Origin of the sequence: Streptomyces sp. NPDC048644, assembly GCF_043199105.1 — a bacterium.
GTDB lineage: Bacteria > Actinomycetota > Actinomycetes > Streptomycetales > Streptomycetaceae > Streptomyces.
On sequence record NZ_JBICVO010000001.1, the window covers coordinates 432,191 to 454,907 of the forward strand.

At 74.3% G+C, this 22,717-nt stretch carries 20 protein-coding genes; 10 read left to right on the forward strand and 10 right to left on the reverse strand.

Annotation, left to right across the window (positions count from 1 at the left end):
* Positions 1 to 344: 344 nt before the first annotated feature.
* Positions 345 to 2,366, forward strand: coding sequence for an FAD-dependent oxidoreductase (locus ACGFNI_RS01940; protein ID WP_393679685.1), 2,022 nt, complete (start codon positions 345 to 347; stop codon positions 2,364 to 2,366).
* 64 nt (positions 2,367 to 2,430) lie between these two features.
* Positions 2,431 to 2,991: a PadR family transcriptional regulator gene (locus ACGFNI_RS01945; protein WP_393679686.1), complete on the forward strand. Its 561-nt coding sequence runs from the start codon at positions 2,431 to 2,433 to the stop codon at positions 2,989 to 2,991.
* Positions 2,992 to 3,078: 87 nt separating this feature from the next.
* On the opposite strand, the gene ACGFNI_RS01950 is transcribed toward ACGFNI_RS01945, so the two are convergent.
* The 3 genes from ACGFNI_RS01950 to ACGFNI_RS01960 form a co-directional block, all read right to left on the reverse strand.
* Positions 3,079 to 3,351 (reverse strand): hypothetical protein, encoded by a 273-nt coding sequence (locus ACGFNI_RS01950; protein WP_393679688.1) that lies wholly within the window; start codon positions 3,349 to 3,351, stop codon positions 3,079 to 3,081.
* 112 nt (positions 3,352 to 3,463) lie between these two features.
* Positions 3,464 to 5,080, reverse strand: coding sequence for an AMP-binding protein (locus tag ACGFNI_RS01955; protein ID WP_393679689.1), 1,617 nt, complete (start codon positions 5,078 to 5,080; stop codon positions 3,464 to 3,466).
* 174 nt (positions 5,081 to 5,254) lie between these two features.
* Positions 5,255 to 6,142, reverse strand: a complete 888-nt coding sequence (locus tag ACGFNI_RS01960) for a Gfo/Idh/MocA family protein (protein WP_393679691.1) — start codon at positions 6,140 to 6,142, stop codon at positions 5,255 to 5,257.
* 347 nt (positions 6,143 to 6,489) lie between these two features.
* Here ACGFNI_RS01960 and ACGFNI_RS01965 point away from each other — a divergent pair, with 347 nt between their 5' ends.
* The gene (locus ACGFNI_RS01965) at positions 6,490 to 7,095 is read left to right on the forward strand and encodes a winged helix-turn-helix domain-containing protein (RefSeq protein ID WP_393679692.1); all 606 of its coding nucleotides are present in this window, start codon (positions 6,490 to 6,492) and stop codon (positions 7,093 to 7,095) included.
* 20 nt (positions 7,096 to 7,115) lie between these two features.
* On the opposite strand, the gene ACGFNI_RS01970 is transcribed toward ACGFNI_RS01965, so the two are convergent.
* Together ACGFNI_RS01970 and ACGFNI_RS01975 are read right to left on the reverse strand one after the other, a co-directional pair.
* Positions 7,116 to 8,105: a lysophospholipid acyltransferase family protein gene (locus ACGFNI_RS01970; protein WP_393679694.1), complete on the reverse strand. Its 990-nt coding sequence runs from the start codon at positions 8,103 to 8,105 to the stop codon at positions 7,116 to 7,118.
* Positions 8,102 to 8,902 carry a GNAT family N-acetyltransferase gene (locus tag ACGFNI_RS01975; protein ID WP_393679695.1) on the reverse strand — a complete coding sequence of 267 codons (801 nt, stop codon included), beginning with the start codon at positions 8,900 to 8,902 and terminating at the stop codon, positions 8,102 to 8,104. Before ACGFNI_RS01975 ends, ACGFNI_RS01970 begins: the two co-directional genes overlap by 4 nt.
* Before the next feature lie 678 nt (positions 8,903 to 9,580).
* Between ACGFNI_RS01975 and ACGFNI_RS01980 the strand changes: the two genes are divergently transcribed.
* The 6 genes from ACGFNI_RS01980 (at position 9,581) to ACGFNI_RS02005 (ending at position 15,096) form a co-directional block, all read left to right on the forward strand.
* The gene (locus ACGFNI_RS01980; protein WP_393679697.1) at positions 9,581 to 9,835 is read left to right on the forward strand and encodes a hypothetical protein; all 255 of its coding nucleotides are present in this window, start codon (positions 9,581 to 9,583) and stop codon (positions 9,833 to 9,835) included.
* A 49-nt stretch (positions 9,836 to 9,884) separates the two neighbouring features.
* Entirely contained in the window at positions 9,885 to 10,115 is a 231-nt protein-coding gene (locus ACGFNI_RS01985) for a DUF397 domain-containing protein (RefSeq protein WP_227048186.1), read from the forward strand.
* Positions 10,116 to 10,307: 192 nt separating this feature from the next.
* Positions 10,308 to 12,200, forward strand: a complete 1,893-nt coding sequence (locus ACGFNI_RS01990; RefSeq protein WP_393680318.1) for a hypothetical protein — start codon at positions 10,308 to 10,310, stop codon at positions 12,198 to 12,200.
* A 132-nt stretch (positions 12,201 to 12,332) separates the two neighbouring features.
* On the forward strand, positions 12,333 to 13,247 hold the full coding sequence (locus ACGFNI_RS01995) for a metal-dependent hydrolase (RefSeq protein ID WP_393679699.1): 915 nt from the start codon (positions 12,333 to 12,335) through the stop codon (positions 13,245 to 13,247).
* 1 nt (position 13,248) lies between these two features.
* Positions 13,249 to 14,364, forward strand: a complete 1,116-nt coding sequence (locus tag ACGFNI_RS02000) for a PDR/VanB family oxidoreductase (protein WP_393679701.1) — start codon at positions 13,249 to 13,251, stop codon at positions 14,362 to 14,364.
* A gap of 36 nt (positions 14,365 to 14,400) precedes the next feature.
* Positions 14,401 to 15,096: a TetR/AcrR family transcriptional regulator gene (locus tag ACGFNI_RS02005; protein ID WP_393679703.1), complete on the forward strand. Its 696-nt coding sequence runs from the start codon at positions 14,401 to 14,403 to the stop codon at positions 15,094 to 15,096.
* Positions 15,097 to 15,121: 25 nt separating this feature from the next.
* Here ACGFNI_RS02005 and ACGFNI_RS02010 read toward each other — a convergent pair whose 3' ends face one another.
* From ACGFNI_RS02010 to ACGFNI_RS02030, 5 genes are read right to left on the reverse strand one after another with little or no spacing between them, the layout of a single operon-like run.
* Positions 15,122 to 16,165, reverse strand: a complete 1,044-nt coding sequence (locus ACGFNI_RS02010) for a LacI family DNA-binding transcriptional regulator (protein WP_393679704.1) — start codon at positions 16,163 to 16,165, stop codon at positions 15,122 to 15,124.
* The gene (locus tag ACGFNI_RS02015) at positions 16,162 to 17,766 is read right to left on the reverse strand and encodes a glycoside hydrolase family 13 protein (protein ID WP_393679706.1); all 1,605 of its coding nucleotides are present in this window, start codon (positions 17,764 to 17,766) and stop codon (positions 16,162 to 16,164) included. The genes ACGFNI_RS02010 and ACGFNI_RS02015 overlap by 4 nt, the downstream gene beginning before the upstream one ends.
* Position 17,767: 1 nt before the next feature.
* Entirely contained in the window at positions 17,768 to 18,685 is a 918-nt protein-coding gene (locus ACGFNI_RS02020; RefSeq protein WP_393679708.1) for a sugar ABC transporter permease, read from the reverse strand.
* Positions 18,686 to 18,687: 2 nt separating this feature from the next.
* On the reverse strand, positions 18,688 to 19,623 hold the full coding sequence (locus ACGFNI_RS02025) for a carbohydrate ABC transporter permease (RefSeq protein WP_393679710.1): 936 nt from the start codon (positions 19,621 to 19,623) through the stop codon (positions 18,688 to 18,690).
* The gene (locus tag ACGFNI_RS02030) at positions 19,620 to 20,894 is read right to left on the reverse strand and encodes an extracellular solute-binding protein (RefSeq protein WP_393679712.1); all 1,275 of its coding nucleotides are present in this window, start codon (positions 20,892 to 20,894) and stop codon (positions 19,620 to 19,622) included. The genes ACGFNI_RS02025 and ACGFNI_RS02030 overlap by 4 nt, the downstream gene beginning before the upstream one ends.
* Before the next feature lie 224 nt (positions 20,895 to 21,118).
* On the opposite strand from ACGFNI_RS02030, the gene ACGFNI_RS02035 reads away from it, so the two are divergent.
* Positions 21,119 to 22,711, forward strand: a complete 1,593-nt coding sequence (locus tag ACGFNI_RS02035; protein ID WP_393679714.1) for a glycoside hydrolase family 13 protein — start codon at positions 21,119 to 21,121, stop codon at positions 22,709 to 22,711.
* The last annotated feature ends 6 nt before the right edge of the window (positions 22,712 to 22,717 follow it).

Genomic DNA, 22,717 nt, shown 5'->3' on the forward strand with positions numbered 1-22,717 from the left:
CCGGGATGTGCCGTCCCGCCGTGCACGCGTCGCACGTGTCCTGACGTGGCTTCGCGCATCGCCACGCGTCCGGGCAGGCGGGCGGGCCGTGCCGAGTCGTCCTCGGATCTTCGACAACTCTACTGAGAAGTAACCGAGTTGACGCCCCCGGGCGGCGAACCGCGGTTGTGACGCGGCACACGGTGGGCGGCGGGCAGGCCGGAGCCCCGGGGGCGGCTTCGGGGCCGTGACCGCAGGGGCACCCACCGGCCACGTCGCGTTAGTCACTCTTTTATGCAACTTGTTGCACAAGCGGTGTCCTGTGCCCTACAACTGCCCTGACCACCGCCGCGCGAGGAGAGACGATGAGCCCGTACCCGCACCTGATGAGCCCGCTCGACCTGGGCTCCGTGACGCTGCCCAACCGCGTGCTGATGGGATCGATGCACGTCGGTCTGGAAGAGGCGCCGGACGGATTCGCGCGGATGGCCGCGTTCTACGCGGCGCGCGTGCGGGGCGGCGTCGGGCTGATCGTCACCGGCGGCATCGCGCCCAACGACGCGGGGCGGCCCGGTCCGGGCGGCGCGGCGCTGACGACGGATGAGGAGGCGGAGCGGCACCGGGTCGTCACGGAAGCCGTGCACCGCGAGGGCGGCCGGATCGCCCTGCAGATCCTGCACTTCGGCCGGTACGCGCACCACGCCGGGCTGGTCGCGCCGAGCGCGCTCCAGGCGCCGATCAGCCCGTTCACGCCGCACGCCCTGACGGACGAGGAGGTCGAGCGGACCGTCGACGACTTCGTGCGGACGGCGGAGCTGGCGCGGTCCGCCGGGTACGACGGCGTCGAGATCATGGGCTCCGAGGGCTATCTGATCAACGAGTTCACCGCCGCCGCCACCAACCGGCGCACGGACCGGTGGGGCGGCTCGTACGAGAACCGGATGCGCTTCCCCGTCGAGATCGTCCGCCGGGTGCGGGAGCGGCTCGGACCGGATTTCCTCATCGTCTACCGGCTGTCCATGCTCGACCTGATGCCGGGCGGCTCGACGCTGCCCGAGGTGATCACCCTGGCGCAGCGGATCGAGGCGGCCGGCGCTTCGCTGATCAACACCGGCATCGGCTGGCACGAAGCGCGGATCCCGACCATCGCCGCCTCGGTGCCGCGCGGCGCGTACGCCTGGGTGACGCGGCGGGTGCGGGGCGCGGTGTCGGTGCCGCTGGTCGCCGTCAACCGCATCAACACCCCTGAGGTGGCCGAGCAGTTGCTCGCGGACGGCACCGCCGACCTGGTCGCGCTGGCCAGGCCGCTGCTCGCCGACCCCGACTTCGTCGCCAAGGCCGGGCGGGGCGCGGCGGACACCATCAACACCTGCATCGGCTGCAACCAGGCGTGCCTCGACCACACCTTCAGCGGCAAGATCACCTCCTGCCTGGTCAACCCGCGGGCCTGCCACGAGACGGAGCTGGTGCTCGCGCCGACCCGGCTGCGCAAGCGCGTCGCGGTGGTGGGCGCCGGGCCCGCCGGTCTCGCCTGCGCGGTGTCGGCGGCCGAACGCGGCCACCACGTCACGCTGTTCGACGCGGCGGAGCAGATCGGCGGGCAGCTCACCGTCGCCTGCCGGGTGCCGGGCAAGGAGGAGTTCCACGAGACACTGCGCTACTTCCGCCACCAGCTCGACCGGTGGCGGGTCGACGTCCGGCTGGGCACCGCGGTCACCGCCGCCGCCCTGACCGGCGGCGGCTTCGACGAGACCGTGCTGGCCACCGGCGTCACCCCGCGCCGCCCGCAGATCCCCGGCATCGACCACCCCAGCGTGCTGAGCTACCTCGACGTGCTGCGGGACGGCGCCCCGGTCGGCGCGCGGGTGGCCGTCATCGGGGCCGGCGGCATCGGCTTCGACGTCGCGGAGTTCCTCACCGACGACGGCGAGGCGGCGAGCCTGGACCCGGCGGCGTTCTTCCGCAAGTGGGGCGTCGACACCGGGTACAGCGCGCGCGGCGGGCTCACCGCGCCGCGGCGGACGGCGCCGCCGCGCACCGTCCACCTGCTCCAGCGCAGGACCACCAAGGTCGGCGCGGGCCTGGGCAGGACCACCGGCTGGATCCACCGCACCGAACTGCGGCACCGGGGGGTCGCCCTGCACGCGGGCGCCGACTACCACCTCATCGACGACGCCGGGCTGCACGTCACGGTCGGCGGCGAGCGGCAGGTGCTCGCGGTGGACACGGTCGTCCTGTGCGCCGGGCAGGAGCCGCGCCGCGAGCTGTACGACGCGCTCACCGCCGCCGGGCACCCGGCCCGTCTCATCGGCGGCGCGGACGTCGCGGCCGAGCTGGACGCGAAGCGCGCCATCGACCAGGGCACCCGGCTCGCCGCCGTGCTGTGAGCGGCGCCGCCGCGGCCGGGTGCGTGCCCGCGATGCCTCCGGCGGGCCGCCCTAGGATTTCCCCATGTCCCTGCCGCACGCGATCCTCACCGCCCTGCTGGAAAAGCCCTCGTCGGGGCTGGAGCTGACGCGCAGATTCGACCGGTCGATCGGCTACTTCTGGTCGGCGACGCATCAGCAGATCTACCGGGAGCTGGGGAAGCTGGAGCAGGCCGGACTGATCCGGGCGCTGCCCGCCGCGCAGCCGTCCCGCGGGCAGAAGAAGGAGTTCGATGTGCTGCCGGCGGGCCGCGCCGAGCTGACCGCCTGGGCGTCGGGTCGGCAGGATCCCAAGCCGGCCAGGGACGCGCTGCTGCTGCGGCTGCGGGCGGCGGCGGTGGTGGGGCGGGACGGGCTCGACGAGGAGCTGCGGCGCCATCTCGCGCTGCACCGGGAGCAGTTGGCGGAGTACACGGCGATCGAGCACCGTGACTTCGCCGCCGCCGAGTCGCCTGATGACCGGCTGCGGCGGCTGGTGCTCCAGGCCGGGATCGGCCTGGAGACCTTCTGGATCACCTGGCTGGAGACGGCACTGGCGGAGACGGCCGCGTTCCCCGATGCCGGGGACGGGACGGACGGGGCGTAGCGGACCTGCGGCGGGGAGGCCGGGCGCCCCCGCGGGCGGCCCGGCCGTTGCCCCTTCAGCTGTTGTGCCCCTTCAGCCGCTTCCGCATCAGCAGTTGTCGTAGAGCAGGGCGCGCACCAGACGGCAGGTCGTGTCGGACGGCGGGTGCACGCCGATGTCCAGGGCGATGGCGCGGATCTTGCGGTTGTGGGCGTGCTCGGGGCGGTAGACGCCGATGTCGAGCAGGGCTATGGCCAGACGCATCGCCTTCAGCCGGCGATTGTGGGATTCATAGCGTTCGCGCGGCCAGCCGGCCGGCAGCGGACGCTTGGGCAGCGGGTGGGTGGGGAGAGGTTTCGTCATGAGAGTGGCAGTGGCCATCGGCGACCTCCTGATGCTGTGGTGAACCCTCACTTACTGGTTCCCATTCTACGGCCGACCACTGACAAAAGCCCCTGGCCAGCAGGGATATGAGGGAACGTGGCCGAGCACCTCAGGCGGACGCGGGACGGGCCGCGGCGGCCTCCCGCAGCCGGACCTTGTCGGGTTTGCCGACGGGAGTCAGGGGCAAGGAGTCGTGGACATGGACGGCGGCCGGTGCGTACATCGCGCCTTTGTGGTGAACCACCAACTCGCGCAGCTCCTCGGGGTCGACGGTGCGCCCCGCGGCGGCGACCACCGCGACGTGCACCTCCTCGCCCTCGTCCGCGGTGCGCGCCCCGTAGACGGCGCAGTGCGCGACGTCCGGGTGCGCGTGCAGCAGGTCCTCGATCTCGCCCGGGTGCACATGGCCGCCGACGACGATGATCACGTCCTTGGCGCGGTCGACGAGGAAGAGCCATCCCTCGTCGTCGAGTATCCCGACGTCCCCGGTGCGCAACCAGCCGTCGCCCACGAGCACTTCGGCGGTGCGGTCCCGCTGCTTCCAGTAGCCGCTCATCACGCCCACCGAGCGCACGTGCACCTCGCCGCGCTCCCCCGGCCCCAGGGTGCGGCCCGCCGCGTCGCGGACGGCCAGCTCGACGCCGGGCAGCGCGCGGCCGACGGTGACCCGGCCGCCGGGCCCGGTGACGGTGTGGCCGGCCGGGCCCACTTCGGTGATGGCCATCGCCTCCGACTGCCCGTACCACCCGTACAGCACCGGGCCGAACACCTCGGCGGCCTGCCGGAGCCGGGACGGCGAGGCGGGGCAGCCGCCGTAGGTGAGGCGGGTGAGGGAGGTGAGGTCGGTGGTGGCGAGGTCGGGGTGGTCGAGCAGGCGGTGCAGGAGCGGGGGCAGCAGCCACAGGTGGGTGATGCGGTGGCGGGCGACGGCGGCCAGCACCTCGCCGGGGTCGAAGCCGCGCCGCAGTACGACGGTGCCGCCCGCCGTGAGCGTGGCGTCGGCCAGGATGCCGGCGAGGTGCGCGAGCGAGGTGCAGGCGAGGAAGCGGGGCGGGTCTCCGGCGGCCTCCATGGGACGGGCGAGCATCCGGGCGTACGGGGCGTGGGCCATCCGGACTCCCTTGGGAATGCCGGTCGTTCCCCCGGTGTGCCGGATGCACCAGTCGTCCCCGGGGCGGGCGGCGCCCGGCACCTCCGGGGTGCCGGCGCGGGCGGCGCAGGCGGCCAAGAGGTCATCGCCCAGGGGCGGTTCGGGATCGCCGTGCCGTTCCGTGGCGCCGGAGCCGGTGTCGTCCACCGGGCCGAGGGTGAGGACGGCGGGACGGTCACCGCCGAGCCGCGCGAGCACGGCGCGGGCGGTGTCGCGCAGGTCGGGGTCGGCGATCAGCAGTGCGGTGTCCACGCTTCGCGCGACGGCGGCCAGGGCATCGGGCGCCATCCCGTCGTAGAGGAACACCACGCGGGCGCCCAGGTGGTTGGCCGCGTAGCGGGCGGCGAGCACCTCCGGGCGGTTGCCGCTCAGCAGGGAGACGGTGCTGCCGCGGCCGATGCCCCGGGCGGCGAGTTCGGCCGCCATGCGGTGCACGGTGGCGTGCAGCGCGCCCGCGGTGACCTCCGTGCCGTCGGCGGTGATCAGCGCCGTACGGGAGGGGTCGCGCCGGAGGGCGGCAAGGAGGACGTCCCCGTAGGGGGCTTCGGGGCCCGGAGGGGCGGCGGTGGCGTTCATCAGGGCGGGACTCCTTCGCGCGGCGCGGCCCCTGACGGGCGGCGGCTCGGGTGGTGCCCCTGCACGCTAAAACGGCCCGGTTGATGCCATCCACGACCAATTCCGCCATGTAGTCATGCCTTTGACGCTATGAACCCGTCGTCCCGCAGGGCCGCGGAGGCATCGCCCGCGGCCTCAGCCCAGGGCCGCCTCCGCCCGCGCCAGGAGGTCCGTGACCCGACGGCCGAAGTGGACGTCGCAGGCGTGCGGCCGGCCGGTGCGGACGGCGGCGAGCAGCGCGTCGACGGCGCGGTGGTAGGCGGGCAGCGGGCCGTCCTGGCGGCGCGGCAGCACGCTGGTCCCGGCGGCGCCGCGCAGCGTGACGGCGACACCGGCCGCCGCCGCGGGCGCGGTCAGGCTCAGGGTCGCCGAACTCGCCGCGCCGCCCCGGTGCCGCAGGGTCAGCAGCACGGTGTCGGCGGGGCCGCGCACCGCGACGACCTCGTCCGCGTCGCCGAGCACCGGCAGCAGCACGGACAGCGCGTGCGGCCCGACGTCCCACAGGGCGCCCTTCTCGCGCCGCCAGGCGGAGGCGGCGTACGGGCTGTCGCTGCCCTCGGCGAAGACCGAGCCGAGCCAGTCGGCGTGCGCGGTGAACCATCCGCCTTCCGCCGCCCGGCTGTCGATCCACGTCGCCTCGGGCTCGCCGAAGCGCGCGGTGAAGAAGACGACGGAGGCGACGGACGCCAGCTCGGCGGCCTCGGCCACCGCGCGGGCGTCGTCCGGCGCGAGGGCGACCGGCTTGTCCAGCAGCAGATGGCAGCCGGCCTGCGCCGCGCGCACCGCCAGCGGGGCCTGGACGGCGGGCGGCAGGGCGATCGCGACGGCGTCGCACGCGGCGATCAGCTCGTCGGGGGTGGCGAAGGGGCGGGTGCCGCACGCCTCGGCGAGTTCCGCCGCCGCCTGCGGCCTGCGGCCCCAGACACCGGCGAGTTCGACGCCGGGATGGGCGGCGAGTGCGGGGGCGTGGACGCGCTGCGCCCAGAAGCCGGTGCCGAGGAGTCCGATGCGCGGGGTCGTCATGGCACCAGTGTGCCGCGCCGCGGCGTACGGCACGGGTGACGGCGCCGACGGGGGCGGCGCGTGCCCCGGGGCGGCGATCCACCTCACACCGGCAACCATGTGAAGGACATATCAACGGCCGTCTGGTTGAATGGAGTCATGGCCAGCCTTACAGACACCGCGACGGGTCGCAGCGACCTGGAGCCCTTCTGGCCGTCCCGGCAGGCGCACGCCTTCGACCGTCTGTGTTGCCGCGCGCACTGAGCGCGGGCCCGCACACTCCTCCGCGACGCCGCTGACCGGCGTCCCGCACCGGCCCGCGCGCACGACGTCCCCCGACGCCCCACTGCGCGAAAGAGCTGACCCTCATGACGAACATCCGTACTCTGCCTGCCACTTCAGCGACGGCCACCCTGCCCCCCGCCCATCCCGCTCCGGCCCGCCAGAGACTGCGCGCCGTGGCACTCGACGAGGTCCCGCCCGTGGCCGAGCTGCTGAACGCGGGCGCCACCTGGCTTCCGGCGCCGCAGCACAGCCTGCCGGCGCTGCCGGGACACCCCCCGATGGTCGGCTACCTCGTGCTGGTACCCGCCGAACAGGCCGCCGCGGCCCAGCAGTCGGCGCAGCAGCAGGACCGGCCCGCGGCGGGCCCGGCCACCACCGCCGCGCCCGCCGAGCGGTTCGGTGACGCGGTCGTCCGGATCGACGCCGAGCAGCGGACGGCGCGGGTCCACGACCGGCCGCTGGACCTGACCTACCTCGAATTCGAGCTGCTGGCCCACCTGGTGGCCCATCCGCACCGGGTGCACACCCGCGATCAGCTGGTGACCACGGTGTGGGGGTACGGGCACGTCGGCGACGGGCGTACGGTCGATGTCCATATCGCCCGGTTGCGCCGCAAGTTGGGGACGGATCACCGGGCGTCGATCGTGACCGTGCGGCGCGTCGGGTACAAGTACGTGCCGAGCAGCTGACGTTCCGGGCGGGCGGGCCGTCACGGCCCGCCGGTCACGGTGCGCGGCCCGGCGGGTCCGCTCCCCCGCCGGGCCGGAGCACCCGGCCGTGCCGCGGTCGCCCTCGGCACGGCCGGGTGCTCCGGCCGGGGGCCGGCGGCCTCCCGCGGCCCCGGCAGCCCGCGTCCGGGCAGCGCTGTCCCCTGCACCAGCGCCTGGGCGCGGGCCGCCAGCGCCCTGCGGTCCCCGGTCCCCGGGGGCCCCGGCAGCAGCGGCGGGTGCGCGGTGACCCGCACGCCCAGGCCGCGGGCGGTGATCACCCGGCGCAGCGAGGCGGCGAAGGTGTCGGCGCCGCAGAACGCGGCCACCGTGCTGGCGACGCCGTGCTGGGTGTAATCGACGGTGACCGGGCGCACCGGGGCGCCGGCGTCGGCCGCCGCCTGGAACGTGGCGCTCCGGAAGGCTCCACGGGACGCGGTGCACCAGGTGGTGGCCTGCGGGAAGACGGCGACCGAGCGGCCCGACGCCAGCAGCTCGGCCAGTTCGTCCACGACGTGGGGGAGTTGGCGCGGGCTGCCGCGGTCGATGAAGTGGGTGCCGGCGGCGCGGGCCAGGCCGCCGACCACCGGCCAGCCGCCGACCTCGCGCTTGGCGAGCAGGGTCACCGGTTCGACGGCGAGCAGTGCGGGGATGTCGAGCCAGGAGATGTGGTTGGCGACGATGAGCGAGCCGGGCCCGCCGGACGGCACCCGCAGCGGGCCGCCCGCGCCGTCCTGGCGGGCCGGCGCCGCGTCGGCCTGGTGCGCGTCCGGGCGGAAGTCCAGGCGGATGTCCAGGGCCGCCAGCAGCGCACGGGCGTGGCCGCGCCGCCCGTCCTGCGCATCCGGCCGTCCGCCGTCCGCCAGCGCGCGGCGCACCGTACGGGCGAACGCGGCGCAGCGCCAGGCCACTTCGGCGGCGGGCACGCGCGGCAGGGCGTGCCGCGCGCAGGGTGCCGCGCAGTCGGACACCACGTCCCAGGGGCCCCTCACGCCCGCCCCAGGAAGTAGCGGCGGTAGCGGTCGCCGAGCTGTTCCATGTCCAGGACGACGAAGAAGTCGGCGACGCCGAACTCCGGGTCGTGGGCGGGCGCGCCATGGATCCGGGCGCCGATCCGCAGATAGCCGCGCAGCAGCGGCGGCAGCTGCGTAAGGCTCGGCCGCCCGGGGAGCGCCACGGTGGGCTGCCACGGCCGGTGCGGGGTGACCCGCATGGCGGGCGGCGCCGCGTAGCGGGTGGCGGCCAGTGCCCAGGCGTGGGCGGCTGCGGTGCCGCCGTCGGCGAGCGGCACCGAGGCGCAGCCCGCGAGGTAGCGGTGGCCGGAGAGCAGCGTGTAGCGGGCCAGCGCGGCCCACATCTGCTGGATCACCGCGCCGTCCCGGTGTCCCGGGTGGACGCAGGAGCGGCCGGCTTCGATGAGGGCGGGGCGCAGCGGGTCCAGGGCGGTCAGGTCGAACTCGCCGTCGGAGTAGAGCCGCGGGCTGCGGCCAGGCGGCAGCAGCCGGTAGGTGCCGACGACCTCGCCGGTGGCGGTGTGGGTGACCACGAGGTGGTCGGCCAGTGCGTCGAGGGTGTCGACGTCGTGGCCGGCGAGCGGGGAGTGCAGGGTGGCGCCCAGTTCCTCGCCGAAGACCTGGTGGCGCAGCCGTTGCGCGGCACGGATCTGCTCGTCCGTGGCGGCGATGGCGGTGGTGTACGCGGGTGCCTGGCCGGGTTCGGGTGCGGCGGTGCGGGCCGCCTGCCCGGTGGCGGCGGTCCTGGCGGCGGAAGCGGTCGATGCTGTGCTCATGAGGGCCCTCCATGGGGAGTCGGGAGGCTGCGGGGCCGACGGGCGGGAGCCGGCGGCGGAGCGAACGCAGCGGGCGGAGCGGGCGGAACGGACGCACGTGCGGCGGAGCGGCGCGGGACGGGGCCGGGTGGGATGGGGACCGGTACGGGAACGGGGAGGTGGAACGGTCCCGGAACGGGTGCGGAACGGGGGACGAACGGGCCCGGGACGAAGGGGACATGGCCCGGTAGCGGTGTCGGGAGGGGTGCGGAACGGTCGGGGAACGGCCGCGGAACACTCCTGGGACGCTCCCGGGACACCGTGGAACGCCCTGGAACGGCCGGGGGACGCGCCCCGGGACGGCATGACGCGACGACGAGCGACGGGGCGGGCCGTGTGCTCCCGGGGTGCGCACGCGGTCCGACGGCCTGTGGTGCCCTACGCGGCAGACTGTCCCCGCGCCCGCCGTCCGGGCGCGTGAAGCCCAGGGAGCGAACGGGTGAGGGTCGGCGGAACTCTGGTCTGCCGCACCCCGGATGGCCACGCTCCGGGCCCCGGGACCGCTCCCCCGGTCCCCCGCCGGCCGCGTCCCGCCCCCTTGGAGCGGCGCCGGCCGGCCGCTACCGTGCCCCCGCACGGATCCGTTGTTCCTGCCGACACATCCGCCGGGCTGTCACCGGCCGAGCAGTGGGGGGCCGCATGAGCCATCCGTCCAGACGCGTACTGCTGGGTTCCGCCGGAGCGGCCGGTGTCCGGGCCGCGCTGGGCGGGGCCGCCGGCCACCCCGAACCGACCGCGCCCGGCACCGGACGGCCCGCCCGCTCCGCCCCGTACGACACCGTCACCGTCCCCGGGGCGGCCGGGAAACAGGACACCGGGCTGCACCTGTCCGCCGCCAACTCCGGTACGGGGGAGCGCGCGTCGGCCGGGTTTCGCCGCTGGAGGGTGACCTGACCTCCGGCGTAGGCTGGCCCGGACGGAACACCAGTGAGGGGACGGACCGATGAGTACCGCAGCCGAGAAGGAGTGGCTCTACGCCCTCGACATCTCCGATGCCACCTGGCAGCGCGCGCCGGGTGACGCCGTGGAAGCGGTGGAGGTCGCGTTCCTGGAGCGCGGGGCGGTCGCCATGCGCAATTCCACGGAGCCCGATGTGGTGCTGCGGTACACGAAGGCGGAGTGGGACGCGTTCGTCCTGGGCGCCCGTGACGGCGAGTTCGACCTGGAGATGTGAGCCGCGTCACCCGCCGTGCCCGGTGCGCCCCGCGGGTGACCCGCGGGTGACCCGCGGGTGACCCGCGGGTGACCCGCACAGGATTCACTCGTTTCACCGAACGTGGAACAGCAGGCGACATTCCCCCGTCAGGACCGCACCTTCCCCGATCGGGCCGGCGGCTCCCCCGGCGCCGACGGCACCGGCGAGGCCATGGACGTCGACCAGGCCGAAGCCGCCCTGGTCGAGCACTATCCGCGGCTGGTGCGGCTGGCCTATCTCGTGCTGCCGTCGGGGCCGGGCCGCGGCCGGCGGGTGCCGGCCGCCCACGCGGTCGTGCAGCGGGCCCTGCCGCGCCGCCGCACCGCCACCCTCGGTCGCACCCCCGGGCTGCGCGGCGGCGCGGACGCCGGGTCCGATCCCGGCTACGCCTTCCTCCGGCAGCGGGTGCTGCGCGGCGCCCTGGCCGCCGGGCGCACCCGCCGCCGGCTCCCCGCGCCACCGCCGCTGCTGCCCCAGGTGTGGGGGCTGCGGCTGTTCCCGCGCTCCGGCGGCTGCGGTGAACTCGCCCTGGAACAGGCCCTGTCGGAGCTTTCCGGGCCGGGGCGCGCGGCGTTCGTGCTGCGCGGTCTCGACCGGCTGACGGACCCGGAGATCCACGCGGTCCTGGAGGCCGCGGGGGTGTCCGACCCGGACGCGGCGCTGGACGAGGCGGAGCGGGTCGGCCTCCCGGCGGCCGGCCGGGACGGCGCGCTGCTGGCGTCGGCGGCGTTCGACGCGTGTGCGGTGCAGGCCAGGCCCACGGACCTGATCAGGCGGCGGCAGCACGTCCGCGCGCTGCTGGCGGCGGGCGCCGCCGTGGTGGTGTGCGGGGCGCTGCTGGGGCTGCCGGGCGAGGGCTGGGGTCCGGACGGCGCGGCGGCCCCGCCGTACGCGCAGAACGCCGCGGCGCAGGCGGCGCTGGATCCCGGCCGGTTGACGGCGGTGGACGCGACGGCCTGGAAGACCGCGGCGCGGCAGGACTTCGGCGCCTGGCCGGCCCGCGGTGACCGCACCGGGGACCGGGAGCTGCTGCGCCGGGCACTGGCGGTGTGGGCCAGGCCGGGCGCCGGGGTGGCGGTGTCCGCGACGCCGGGCACGCCGGCCGGGCCCGCGGCGGGGCCGCCGCAGCTGCTGTTCGCGGGGACCGTCGACCATGCCGCCGTGGTGCTCTTCCTCGAAGGGCAGCGGGTGGTGCGGTACGCCGAGTCGGCGGACGGCGATGGCCGTACCGAAGGGGCGGGCGCCGCGCTGGACTTCGCCAGGACGGACGGCGCGCAGGCGGCGTCGGCGGGGGCTCTGGTGGTGGGCCGCACGGACCGCAACGTCCGCTATCTGACGGCCCCTTGGGCGGGTCCTGTGCGGCTGGTGGATCTACTGAAGCCGGGCGCCGCCGGTGAGCGGCTGCCCGTCGACGCGCAGGGCGTGACCGGTCCCGCGCCGGCGCCGGGCGGGGACGCCACGTGCGACCGGTGGCCCGCGCTGCGGACGGGCGGCCGGCTGCTGACCGATCTCGGCGAGCTGACCCCGGCCCGGCTGACGTACGGCGCTCCGCGCACGCCGGGCGAGGTCGACGGCCCCCAGGGGCGCACGGCGTGGGCGCGGACCGCGTGCCGGCTGCCCGCGCTGCGCGGGCAGGGTGTGCAGAGCGTGAACGCCTGGCCGTTCGCCCGGCAGGTGCTGCCGGGCGGCGCGGGCAGCGCGGCGTGGCTGTGCGCCCGCGCCGAGACCTGGCGCGGTACCGGCAGCCGGGCCCTCGCGGTGTTCCAGCCGCCCGCGACGGGCGGGCAGCCGTATACGGCGGGCGCGGTGACGGCGGCGGCCGACGGCGGTACGGCGTGCGGGCCGCGCGGTCCTCGGGTGCTGGCCGGGGTGTTGTGGAAGGGCGGCGGCGGCACGTGGTGGCTGCTGGCGGCCGGCAGTGACCAGGTCGGCTCGATCGCCGCGAGCGGCGGGGTGCGGGGCCGGGTGGCGGGGCGGCTGATGGCGCTGCCCGCGCGGCCGGGCGCCCGCGCGGAGTTGTCGGGCCGGCTGGTCGGCGGCGGCAGCATCTCGGGGCTGGGCTGACGGCCTCGGCGGCGGCTTTCCGGTGCTTGCCGACGGCGCGGGGGCGGCCCCGCGCCGTCGTCGTGTGTCCGGCGGAATTTTCCGTGTGCACGGGGCTGTTGCCTCCGACTTACCTCCCAGTACATTGACGCCATGTCTAATAAGACGTCGCCGCGGCCGGGGCCGGTCGCGTCCGAGCGCATCCCGTTGAAGGCCCGCAACGTCACGTTCGACTGGGCGGACACCCCCCTGCACTGGATACCGGGCGACCCGGCCAGCGCCCACACGATCAACGTGCTGCATCTGCTGCTGCCCGCCGGGGAGCGCTGGTTCGTGCACGTCTACAAGCAGGCGCTGCCCCTCGTCCGGGATCCGCGGCTGCGCGAGGACGTGATCGGCTTCATCGGGCAGGAGGCGATGCACTCCCAGGCGCACGACGACGTCCTGCCCCACCTGCGGGCGCAGGGCCTGGATCCGGAGCCGTACACCGCGCAGGTCGACTGGCTCTTCGAGAAGCTGCTCGGCGACCGGACGCTGCCGCCTGGCCGGGCGCGCGTGTGGTGGCTGAAGGAACGCATCGCGATGATCGCCGCGATCGAGCACTACACGGCGTTCCTCGGCGACTGGGTGCTCAACGCCGACGCGCTGGACGCCAGGGGCGCCGACCCGGTGATGCTGGACCTGCTGCGCTGGCACGGCGCCGAGGAGGTCGAGCACCGCTCGGTGGCCTTCGACCTCTTCCAGCACCTCGACGGCGACTACCGGCGGCGGCTGCGCACCTGGGCCACCGCCTTCGCCGCGCTGGTGTTCCTGTGGCAGCGCGGCACCCGCTTCTTCGTCGCCAACGACCCTTCGCTGCCCGGCCGCAGGGCCTCGGCAGGGGACTTCCTGCGCGGCGGCCGGCAGGGCGTACTGCCGACGCCTGGCGGCATGCTGCGGTCCATCCCGCAGTACCTGAGCCGGACGTACCACCCGTCGAAGTACGGCAGCACCGAGCAGGCCGCCGCCTACCTCGACCGGTCCCCCGCCGCGACCGCGGCCGACGCCACTGCCCCCGGAGGCTTCTGACATGCCCGCACTGCCGCGTATGCGCACCGTGCTGATGGTGGCCGGCGCCGCCCTGCTCACCCGCCGGGCGCTGCGCAGCCGGATCGGCCGGTCGCCGCTGTGGCCGATGCCCGCGCTGGAGCAGCCGGTTTCGGGCCGGGGGCAGGCCCGTGGGCCCGCCGCGCCGCTGCGGCTGCGGGTCGCCGAGCGGAGCGAGGCGGCCGACGGGGTGGTGGTGCTGCGGCTGGCCGGGGAGCGGCTGCCGGGCTGGGAGCCGGGCGCGCACATCGATCTGGTGCTGCCGTCCGGCACCGTGCGGCAGTACTCGCTGTGCGGGGAGCCGGCCGAAGCGGGGCGTCAGGACGGCGGTGCGTACACCATCGCGGCGCGGCTGATCGAGGACGGCAGGGGCGGCTCGCGCGAGGTGCACGAGCAGTTGCACGAGGGGAGGGAGGTGGAGGTGCGCGGCCCGCGCAACCGCTTCCCGCTGGAGGACTGCCACGCCTATCTCTTCCTCGCGGGCGGCATCGGCATCACCCCGGTGCTGCCGATGGTGCGGCAGGCGGAGGCGGAGGGGGTGCCGTGGCGGCTGGTGTACGCGGGGCGTTCGCGTGCCTCGATGCCGTTCATCGCCGAGCTGGAGAAGCTGGCGGGGGCGGGCGACGGGCGGCTGACGGTGGTGGCCGAGGACGAGGCGGGGCGGCCTGATCTGGCGGCGGCACTCGCGGACGCGCCGCCGCACGCCGCCGTGTACTGCTGCGGGCCCGATCCGCTGATGGACGCGGTGGCCGCGCTGCTTCCCCAAGGGTCGCCGGGACTGACCCTGCACACCGAGCGGTTCGCGCCCGCTCCCCTCGCCCCGGCCGGGGTGAACGCGCCGTTCTCCGTGGAGCTGCGGCGCACCGGCCGTACGGTCGACGTGCCCGCGGACACCAGTGCGCTGCGGGCGATCCGCGAGCAGGCGCTGCCCGATCTGCCGTACTCCTGCGAGCAGGGTTTCTGCGGGACCTGCCAGCAGCGGGTGCTGGCGGGCGAGGTGGACCACCGCGACGAGCTGCTGACCGACGCCGAGCGCGACGATTCGCTGCTGATCTGCGTGTCCCGGGCGCGGGGTGCGTCTCTCGTGCTGGACCTGTGATCCCCCGGTGTGCCCCGGGTCGTTAGGGTGTGCGGCATGACGACCGGGGCGCGCCGCAGGATGGGTGTCGAGGAACGGCGCGAGCAGCTGATCGCCGTCGCCCTCGACCAGTTCGGCCACCGTTCGCCCGAGGACGTGTCGATCGACGAGATCGCCGAGGCGGCCGGGATATCGCGACCGCTGGTGTACCACTACTTCCCGGGCAAACAGCAGCTCTACGAGGCCGCGTTGCGGCGGGCGGCCGACGAGTTGACGGCGCGGTTCGTGGAGCCGCACGAAGGTCCGCTCGGCGCCCGGCTGCTGCGGGTGATGGAGCGGTTCTTCGACTTCGTCGACGAGCACGGACCCGGTTTCTCGGCGCTGATGCGGGGCGGCCCGGCGATCGGTTCGGGCCGCACCGGCGCGATGATCGAGGGCGTACGGCAGGCCGCCTACGAGCAGGTGCTCGCCCACCTGCGTGTCGCGTCGCCCGCGCCGCGGCTGGCGTTGGTGGTGCGTTCCTGGATCTCGCTGGCCGAGACGACGGCGCTGTTGTGGCTGGACGGGCGGCGGATCCCGCGTCCCGAGCTGGAGCGCCAGCTGGTGCACGACTTCGCGGCGCTCGCGTCGGTGAGCGCCGCGTACGACCCGGAGACCGCTGCGGTGGTCCGCCGCTTCCTGGCGGACGAGCCGCCGGACGGGATGTTCGCGGACCTGATCAGCCGCTTGATGGCGCTGCCCGAAGCGGTCTGAGGGCGGGGGACGGCCGCCCTTTCGCTCAGTCCCCCGCCGGCGCAGGTCCCGTCGAGCCCCGCACCACCAGCTCCGGCGGGAAGACGAACTCGGTGTGCGCGACGGGGTTGCCGCGGATCGCCTCGACGAGGGCGCCGACCGCGGCCGTCGCCATCGCCTGGACGGGCTGGCGGACGGTGGTCAGCGGCGGGTCGGTGAAGGCGATCAGCTGGGAGTCGTCGAAGCCGACGACGGACACGTCGCGCGGCACCGCCAGACCGCGCCCGCGGGCCGCGCGGACCGCGCCGAGCGCCATCAGGTCGCTGCCGCAGACCAGGCCCGTGCACCCGTCGTCCAGCAGGGCGTCGGCCGCCGCGTGACCGCCCTCGACACTGAACAGGGTGTGCCGCACCCGCTGTTGGGCCGCGGCGGCCGGCAGGCCGAACACCTGGGCCGTCGCCGCCGCGAACCCCTCGGCCTTGCGGCGCGAGGGGACATAGCGGGCCGGGCCGACGGCGAGACCGATCCGTTCGTGGCCCAGTTCGGCCAGGTGCCGTACGGCGATGTGGGCGGCGGCGCGGTCGTCGGGTGAGACGAACGGCGCATCGATGTCCGGGCGGTAGCCGTTGATCAGGACGAACGGCACGCCGCGGTGGGCCAGGCGGGTGTAGCGGTCCGGGTCGGCGCCGGTGTCGGCGTGCAGCCCGGAGAGGAACACGATGCCGGTGACGCCGCGCTCCTCCAGCTGCTCGACGAGTTCGTCCTCGGTCGTCCCGCCCGGCAGCTGGGTGCAGAGCACCGGTGTGTAGCCGTGGCCCGCCAGGGACTGCTCGATGAGCTGCGCGAAGGCGGGGAAGATCGGGTTGGTCAGCTCCGGGACGACCAGGCCGACGAGGCCCGCGCTGCGCCGCCGCAGCCGGGTGGGGCGTTCGTAGCCGAGGACGTCGAGGGCGGCGAGCACCCGCTGCCTGGTGCCCGCCGCGACCCCCGCCCTGCCGTTCAGCACCCGGCTCGCGGTGGCCTCGCTGACGTGGGCCTGCCCGGCGATGTCGGACAGCCGCGGGGTGCCGCGGGCCGCGGGTACGCTCACGCCTCCCACCAGACGGTGGTGTCGGGCGGCAGGATGAACTCGCCGTCGTGGGAGGGTATTTCACCCGATGACAGGAGGGCGCGGCCGGGTGCCGGGAGGCGGGCCGGTGCGTTGGTGGTGTTGACGGTGCAGACCAGGCCCCCGGGGCGGCGGAAGGCGAGGACGCCTTCGGGCGCGGCCAGCCAGTCGACGGCGTCGCCCGCGCCGAGCCCGGGGTGACTGCGGCGCAGGGCGAGCGCCGCGCGGTACAGCTCCAGGGTGGAGTCCGGGTCGCCGGTCTGCGCCTCGACGCCGAGGGCGGCCCACTCGGGTGGCTGCGGGAGCCAGCTGCCGCCGGCGCCGAAGCCGTACGAGGGGCCTGCGGCGGTCCAGGGCAGCGGGACGCGGCAGCCGTCGCGCAGGCCGTCCTGCCCTGACTCCCGGAAGAACGACGGGTCCTGGCGCGCCTCGTCGGGCAGGTCGGTGACCTCGGGCAGGCCCAGCTCCTCGCCCTGGTAGAGGTAGGCGGAGCCGGGCAGGGCGAGCATCAGGAGGGTCGCCGCGCGGGCCCGCGCCAGGCCGCCGCCGAGGCGGGTGCGGTGGCGGACGACGTCGTGGTTGGACAGCACCCAGGTGGCGGGGGCGCCGACCGGGCGCATCGCGTCGAGGGAGGAGTCGATGACCTCGCGGAGCGCGTCGGCGTCCCAACCTGTGGTCAGGTAAAGGAAGTTGAACGCCTGGTGGAGTTCGCCGGGGCGGACGTAGCGGGCGGTGCGTCCGGGGGTGTGGGTCCAGGCTTCGGCGACCGCGATCCGGTCGCCCGAGTACTCGTCGAGCACGGTGCGCCAGGAGCGGTAGATCTCGTGGACGCCGTCCTGGTCGAAGAACGGCAGCAGGTGGTTGCCGAGGAGCCTGAGCTGGCCCGTGCTGCCCATGTCCGGCAGTCCTGGCGCCTTGACGAGGCCGTGCGCGACGTCCACCCGGAAGCCGTCGGCCCCGAGGTCGAGCCAGAAGCGCAGGATGGAGCGGAACTCGTCCTGGACGGCGGGGTGGTCCCAGTTGAAGTCGGGCTGTTCGGGCGCGAAGAGGTGCAGGTACCACTCCTCGCCTGGGCCGGGGAGCCGGGTCCAGGCGGGCCCTCCGAAGATCGACTCCCAGTCGTTGGGCGGCAGTTCACCGTGGGCACCGCGCCCGGCACGGAAGTGGAACCGCCGGCGCAGCGGCGATCCCGGGCCTTCCCGCAGGGCCTGCTGAAACCACGCGTGCTGGTCGGAGCAGTGGTTGGGGACGACGTCGACGATGACGCGCAGGCCCAGCTCGTGGGCGCCGCGGAGCAGGGCGCCGGCGTCGTGCAGGGTGCCGAACATCGGGTCGATGGCGCGGTAGTCGGCCACGTCGTACCCGGCGTCGGCCTGCGGCGACGCGTAGAAGGGGCTGAGCCAGACGGCGTCCACACCCAGGTCGCTGAGGTACGGCAGCCGGCTTCTGACGCCTTGCAGGTCGCCCATGCCGTCGCCGTCGCCGTCGGCGAAGCTGCGCGGGTAGACCTGGTAGATGACCGCGTCGCGCCACCAGTCGGTGCGGGCGGCGGCGCGCTGGGGGCCGTGGGTGTCCTGGGTCATGTCATCCCTTGGTCGTGCCGGCGGTCAGGCCGGATACGAGGTGGCGTTGGGCGAGGGCGAAGACGAGGGCGGCGGGCACCGCGATGATCACGGCGGCGGCGGTCATCGAGCCCCAGTCGTTGGTGTACTGGTTGACGAAGGTCTGGAGGCCGCCGGCGAGGGTGAGGTGCTGCTCGCCGGTCATGAAGGCGGAGGCGTAGGCGACTTCGGCCCAGGCGGTGACGAAGGTGTAGAAGCCGGTGACGGCGAGGCCGGGGCGGGCGAGCGGGAGGACCAGGCGCCAGAAGGTGCCGAAGGGGTTGAGTCCGTCGACCCGGCCCGATTCGTCGATCTCCACGGGGATGGTGTCGAAGTAGCCCTTCATCATCCAGGCGCAGAACGGGACGGCGATGGTGAGGTACGTGACGATCAGGCCGACGGGCTGGTTGAGCAGGCCGAGGGTGGCCATCAGGTTGTAGAGCGGCACGATCAGCACCGCGACCGGGAACATCTGGGTGATCAGCAGCAGCCACATCAGCGGGCGCATGCCGGGGAAGCGGAAGCGGCTGACGGCGTAGCCGGTGGTGGCGGAGAGCAGGACGCCGATGACGGTGGTCGCGCCGACGACGACCACCGAGTTCCCGAACCAGGTGAGGAACTCCGTGTCGGCCAGTACGTGGGTGTAGTTGCCGAGGGTGAAGCGGGTGATCAGGCCCGTGGAGAAGGCGTCGTTGCGGGGTTTGAAGGACGTCACCAGGAGCCAGAACGGCGGGAAGACCGCGATGACCGCCGCGGTCAGCAGGGTGAGGTGGAGCGCCACGGAGGCCAGTGGGCCGCGGTGGCCCCGGCGGCGGGCGGCGCGGCGCGGCCCGCGGGGGCCCGGGGCGTCCGCGGTGCCCTGGGTGCCCGTCCGGGGTGTGCGGGTCGTGGTCGACGTCATGGTCACCACTCCTCTCCTTGCTTGCGCAGCGCCCTGCGGTGGACGACGGCGGCCAGCGAGAGCAGCAGCAGGATCAGGACGCCCCAGGTCGCGGAGGCGGAGAAGTCGCGGGGGCTGTCGACGAAGGAGAGCCGGTAGGCGTAGGTCACCAGGATCTCGGTGGCGTCTCCGGGGCCGCCCCGGGTGAGCAGGAAGATCACCGGGAACATGTTGAAGGTCCAGATGGTGGAGAGCAGGATCACGGTGCTGCTGACGGCGCGCAGTCCGGGGACGGTGATGTGCACGAAGCGCTGCCAGGGGCTCGCGCCGTCCGTCTCGGCGGCTTCGTGGAGTTCGCCGGGGATGGACTGGAGGCCGCCGAGCAGGGCGACGAGCATGAAGGGGACGCCGAGCCAGACGTTGACGGCGATGACCGAAAGCTTCGCCCAGGAAGGGTCGTTGAGCCACGGGACAGTGTCGATGCCGCCGCCGGCGAGGACCTTGTTGAGCAGGCCGTTCTTCTCGTTGTAGAGCATCCGCCAGGTGAAGACGGAGATGAAGGCGGGGATGGCCCAGGGCAGGATCAGGGCCAGGCGGTAGAAGGTGCGGCCCCGCAGGGTGCGGTTCAGCAGGCTCGCGAGGGCCAGGCCGATGGTGAAGGTCAGGGTGACGCAGGCGACGGTCCAGGTGGCGGTCCAGCCCAGGCGGCCCCAGAAGACGCCGTCGGTGAGCACCGCTCGGTAGTTGTCCAGGCCGGTGAAGTGGTACGTCGCGGGGATGTGGTTGACGCCGATGTCCCGTGCGACGTTGGCCTCGTCGGCGTCGGTGAGGGAGAGGAAGGCGCCGCGCACCAGCGGGTAGCCGATGATCACCCCGATGACGAGGACGACCGGGGCGGTCATCGTCCAGGCGTACCAGTGGGTGCCCAGGGCCCGGCGCAGCCGTGCGGCGGAGGTCACTTGTAGTCCTTGAGCAGCTTCCGGTAGGCGTCGCCGGTCGCCCTGGCGGCCTGCTCGGGCGAGGCGGCGCCGCTGAGCACCTTGTTCATCTGCACCTTGACCGGCTCGAAGAGCGAGTTGCCCTCGGCGATCCAGGGGCGCTGGACGGCGCCGTCGACGGCGGGCTTGAAGAACCTGACCATCTCGTTCTTCCTGACGTCCGGCAGGGCGTAGACGGATTTGCGGGTCGGGAGCAGGCTGAGCTTGGCGGTGGTCCGCTGCTGGACGTCGGCCGAGCTCATGTACGTGGCGAAGGCGTAGGAGGCGGCGAGGTTCTTCGATCCGGCGTAGACGGAGAGGTTCCAGCCGCCCTGCGGGGAGCCCCGGTCCGCGGAGCCGCCGGGTACCGGGGCGACGCCGAGGTTCTCCTTGTCCTGGAACGCCCCTCCCGCGCGGGCGCCTTCGATGTCCCAGGGGCCGTCGACGGCCATCGCGACGTCGCCGTCCTTGAGTGCCTTGAGCTGGTTCTCCTGGCCGTCGGTGGCGTCGGTGACGGCGGCCTTGGAGTCGACCAGTTTCTTGATGGTGCGAAAGGCCCGGACGCCGGCGGCGTCGTCGATCCGCACGGCCCTGTCCTTGGCGCTGACCAGGTCGCCGCCCTCGCCGTAGAGGTAGGGCAGGAACCAGTAGGGGTCGTCGCCGCGGAGGTAGAGGGCGGTGGCGCCGGTCTTCTTCTTGATCTTCCCGGCGGTGTCGGCGAGTTCCGCGAAGGTCTTGGGGACCTCGACACCGGCCTTCTTGAGGAGCTTCTTGTTGTAGAAGAGGCCGAGGGTGTCGATGACTTGGGGCACGGCGTAGGTCTTGCCCCGGTACTTGGTGGAGCCGAGTGCCTGCGGGAGGTAGTCGGAGGTCTTGTCGAGGGCGGGGGTGCCGTCGAGCGGGGCGAGGTAGCCGAGGTGGGCGAAGTCGGCGACCCAGGCGACCTCTGTGCGCATCACGTCGGGGGCGCCGGCGTTGCCGCCCGCGGCGTTCTTGAACTTGGCGTTGGCGTCCCCGAAGGGCACGTTGACGTAGGTGACGTGGACCTTGGGGTGCTGCTTCTCGAAGCTCTCGGCGAGCTTCTCGTACGTCGCCTTCTCCGCGTCGTTGGAGGTGTCCCAGAAGGTGACGGTGCCCGCGATCTCGCCGCCCGCGCCGTTCGTGCCACCGTCCCCGCCGCCGCATGCCGTCGCCGTCAGGGCCAGGCCCGCTATCAGCGCGGCGGCGGTGCCGCCACGTATGCCACGCCGCATGTGAACTCCTTTGGGAATTGCCTGAGATGGCGGTCAGGAACGTAACAGCGCCGCAAGGAAACAGAAAGAGCTTGCGGTAAATTTCTGCAAGCTCACCGGAAGGTGGTGCGGGGAGATGACCGGAAGGTGACCCTGCGCCCGGCCGCCCGCCCCGTCACCGCACGGCCGCCCGAGCGTTGATTCCGGTGGAGACCGACCGACTCCTCACTCGACAGGGACGGCAGATGACCCAGGAGCTCACTTCCCCCAGCCCCGCCCGCCAGGCACCAGGACCGGGCCGCGGTCCCGGCTGGTGGCGCGACGCCGTCATCTACCAGGTCTACGTGCGCTCGTTCGCGGACAGCGACGGCGACGGCATCGGCGACCTGCAAGGCGTGCGCAGCCGCCTGCCGTACCTCAAGGAGCTGGGCGTGGACGCCGTCTGGCTCACGCCGTTCTACGCGTCCCCGCAGGCCGACGGGGGGTACGACGTCGCCGACTACCGCGCCGTCGACCCGCTCTTCGGCCGTCTCCAGGACGCCGACGAACTGATCCGCGCCGCCCACGAGACGGGCCTGCGGGTCATCGTCGACATCGTGCCCAACCACACATCCGACCAGCACCCGTGGTTCCAGGACCCGGAGCTGGCCCGGCAGCGCTACATCTTCCGCCCCGGCAAGGGCGAAAGTGGCCAACTGCCGCCGAACGACTGGGAGTCGATCTTCGGAGGCCCCGCCTGGACCCGCACCGGGCGCGGCGACTGGTACCTCCATCTCTTCGCCCCCGAGCAGCCCGACCTCGACTGGGAGAACCCGGACGTGCACGCCGAGTTCGCGGCCATCCTGCGGTTCTGGCTCGACCTCGGCGTGGACGGCTTCCGGATCGACGTCGCGCACGGCATGGTCAAGGCGGCGGGCCTGCCGGACATCGGCCACGGCCGGCAGGCCACCCTGATCGGCAGCCAGCACCTGCCGTTCTTCGACCAGGACGGGGTGCACGCCATCCACCGCGCCTGGCGCTCCCTGCTGGACGGCTACGACGGCGCCCGCATCGGCGTCGCGGAGGCATGGGCCCCCACCCCGGAGCGGCTGGCGCTCTACGTACGGCCCGACGAGCTGCACCAGGCGTTCAACTTCCAGTTCCTTGGCACCGGTTGGCAGGCCGACGGGCTCCGCGAGGTCATCGACGCCTCCCTCGCCGCCACCGCGTCCGTCGGCGCCCCCACCACCTGGGTGCTCTCCAACCACGACGTCGTCCGCCACACCACCCGCCTCGGCGGCGGCCTCGCGCGGGCCCGCGCGGCGACCCTCCTGATGCTCGCCCTGCCCGGCTCCGCCTACCTCTACCAGGGCGAGGAGCTGGGCCTGCCCGAGGTCACCGACCTGCCCGACGAGGCACGCCAGGACCCGTCGTTCTTCCGGGAGTCAGGGCAGGACGGCCTGCGCGACGGCTGCCGCGTCCCGCTGCCCTGGACCGCCGCAGGCCCCTCGTACGGCTTCGGCGCCGGCGGCAGCTGGCTCCCGCAGCCACCCGAGTGGGCCGCCCTCGGCGTCGAGGCGCAGACCGGCGACCCGGACTCCACCCTGGAGCTGTACCGCGCGGCGCTCGCCCTGCGCCGCACGCTGCCTGGCCTGGGCGACGGCCCGATGAACTGGCGGCCGGCCCCCGACGGGGTGCTCGCCTTCGCCAGGCCCGGCCTGCTCTGCACCGTGAACACCCTGCCGGACGCGGCCGAACTCCCGCTGCCGGGACGGCCGTTGCTGTCCAGCGCGCCGGTCACCACCGAGGGCGGCAGCGCACTGCTGCCGGGCGACAGCTGCACTTGGTGGGCAATCTGAGGGGCG

Excerpts from the sequence above, each read along its gene's own strand:
- ACGFNI_RS01955 (WP_393679689.1), bottom strand. The coding sequence starts at position 5,080 with ATGAACGCCACCGCCGCCCCTCCGGGCCCCGAAGCCCCCTACGGGGAC.
- ACGFNI_RS02015 (WP_393679706.1), bottom strand. The coding sequence starts at position 17,766 with ATGACCCAGGACACCCACGGCCCCCAGCGCGCCGCCGCCCGCACCGAC.
- ACGFNI_RS01980 (WP_393679697.1), top strand. The coding sequence starts at position 9,581 with ATGAGCCATCCGTCCAGACGCGTACTGCTGGGTTCCGCCGGAGCGGCC.
- ACGFNI_RS02000 (WP_393679701.1), top strand. The coding sequence starts at position 13,249 with ATGCCCGCACTGCCGCGTATGCGCACCGTGCTGATGGTGGCCGGCGCC.
- ACGFNI_RS01975 (WP_393679695.1), bottom strand. The coding sequence starts at position 8,902 with ATGAGCACAGCATCGACCGCTTCCGCCGCCAGGACCGCCGCCACCGGG.
- ACGFNI_RS01940 (WP_393679685.1), top strand. The coding sequence starts at position 345 with ATGAGCCCGTACCCGCACCTGATGAGCCCGCTCGACCTGGGCTCCGTG.
- ACGFNI_RS02005 (WP_393679703.1), top strand. The coding sequence starts at position 14,401 with ATGACGACCGGGGCGCGCCGCAGGATGGGTGTCGAGGAACGGCGCGAG.
- ACGFNI_RS02020 (WP_393679708.1), bottom strand. The coding sequence starts at position 18,685 with ATGACGTCGACCACGACCCGCACACCCCGGACGGGCACCCAGGGCACC.
- ACGFNI_RS01985 (WP_227048186.1), top strand. The coding sequence starts at position 9,885 with ATGAGTACCGCAGCCGAGAAGGAGTGGCTCTACGCCCTCGACATCTCC.
- ACGFNI_RS01950 (WP_393679688.1), bottom strand. The coding sequence starts at position 3,351 with ATGGCCACTGCCACTCTCATGACGAAACCTCTCCCCACCCACCCGCTG.
- ACGFNI_RS02030 (WP_393679712.1), bottom strand. The coding sequence starts at position 20,894 with ATGCGGCGTGGCATACGTGGCGGCACCGCCGCCGCGCTGATAGCGGGC.
- ACGFNI_RS02035 (WP_393679714.1), top strand. The coding sequence starts at position 21,119 with ATGACCCAGGAGCTCACTTCCCCCAGCCCCGCCCGCCAGGCACCAGGA.
- ACGFNI_RS01995 (WP_393679699.1), top strand. The coding sequence starts at position 12,333 with ATGTCTAATAAGACGTCGCCGCGGCCGGGGCCGGTCGCGTCCGAGCGC.
- ACGFNI_RS01960 (WP_393679691.1), bottom strand. The coding sequence starts at position 6,142 with ATGACGACCCCGCGCATCGGACTCCTCGGCACCGGCTTCTGGGCGCAG.
- ACGFNI_RS01965 (WP_393679692.1), top strand. The coding sequence starts at position 6,490 with ATGACGAACATCCGTACTCTGCCTGCCACTTCAGCGACGGCCACCCTG.
- ACGFNI_RS01990 (WP_393680318.1), top strand. The coding sequence starts at position 10,308 with ATGGACGTCGACCAGGCCGAAGCCGCCCTGGTCGAGCACTATCCGCGG.
- ACGFNI_RS01945 (WP_393679686.1), top strand. The coding sequence starts at position 2,431 with ATGTCCCTGCCGCACGCGATCCTCACCGCCCTGCTGGAAAAGCCCTCG.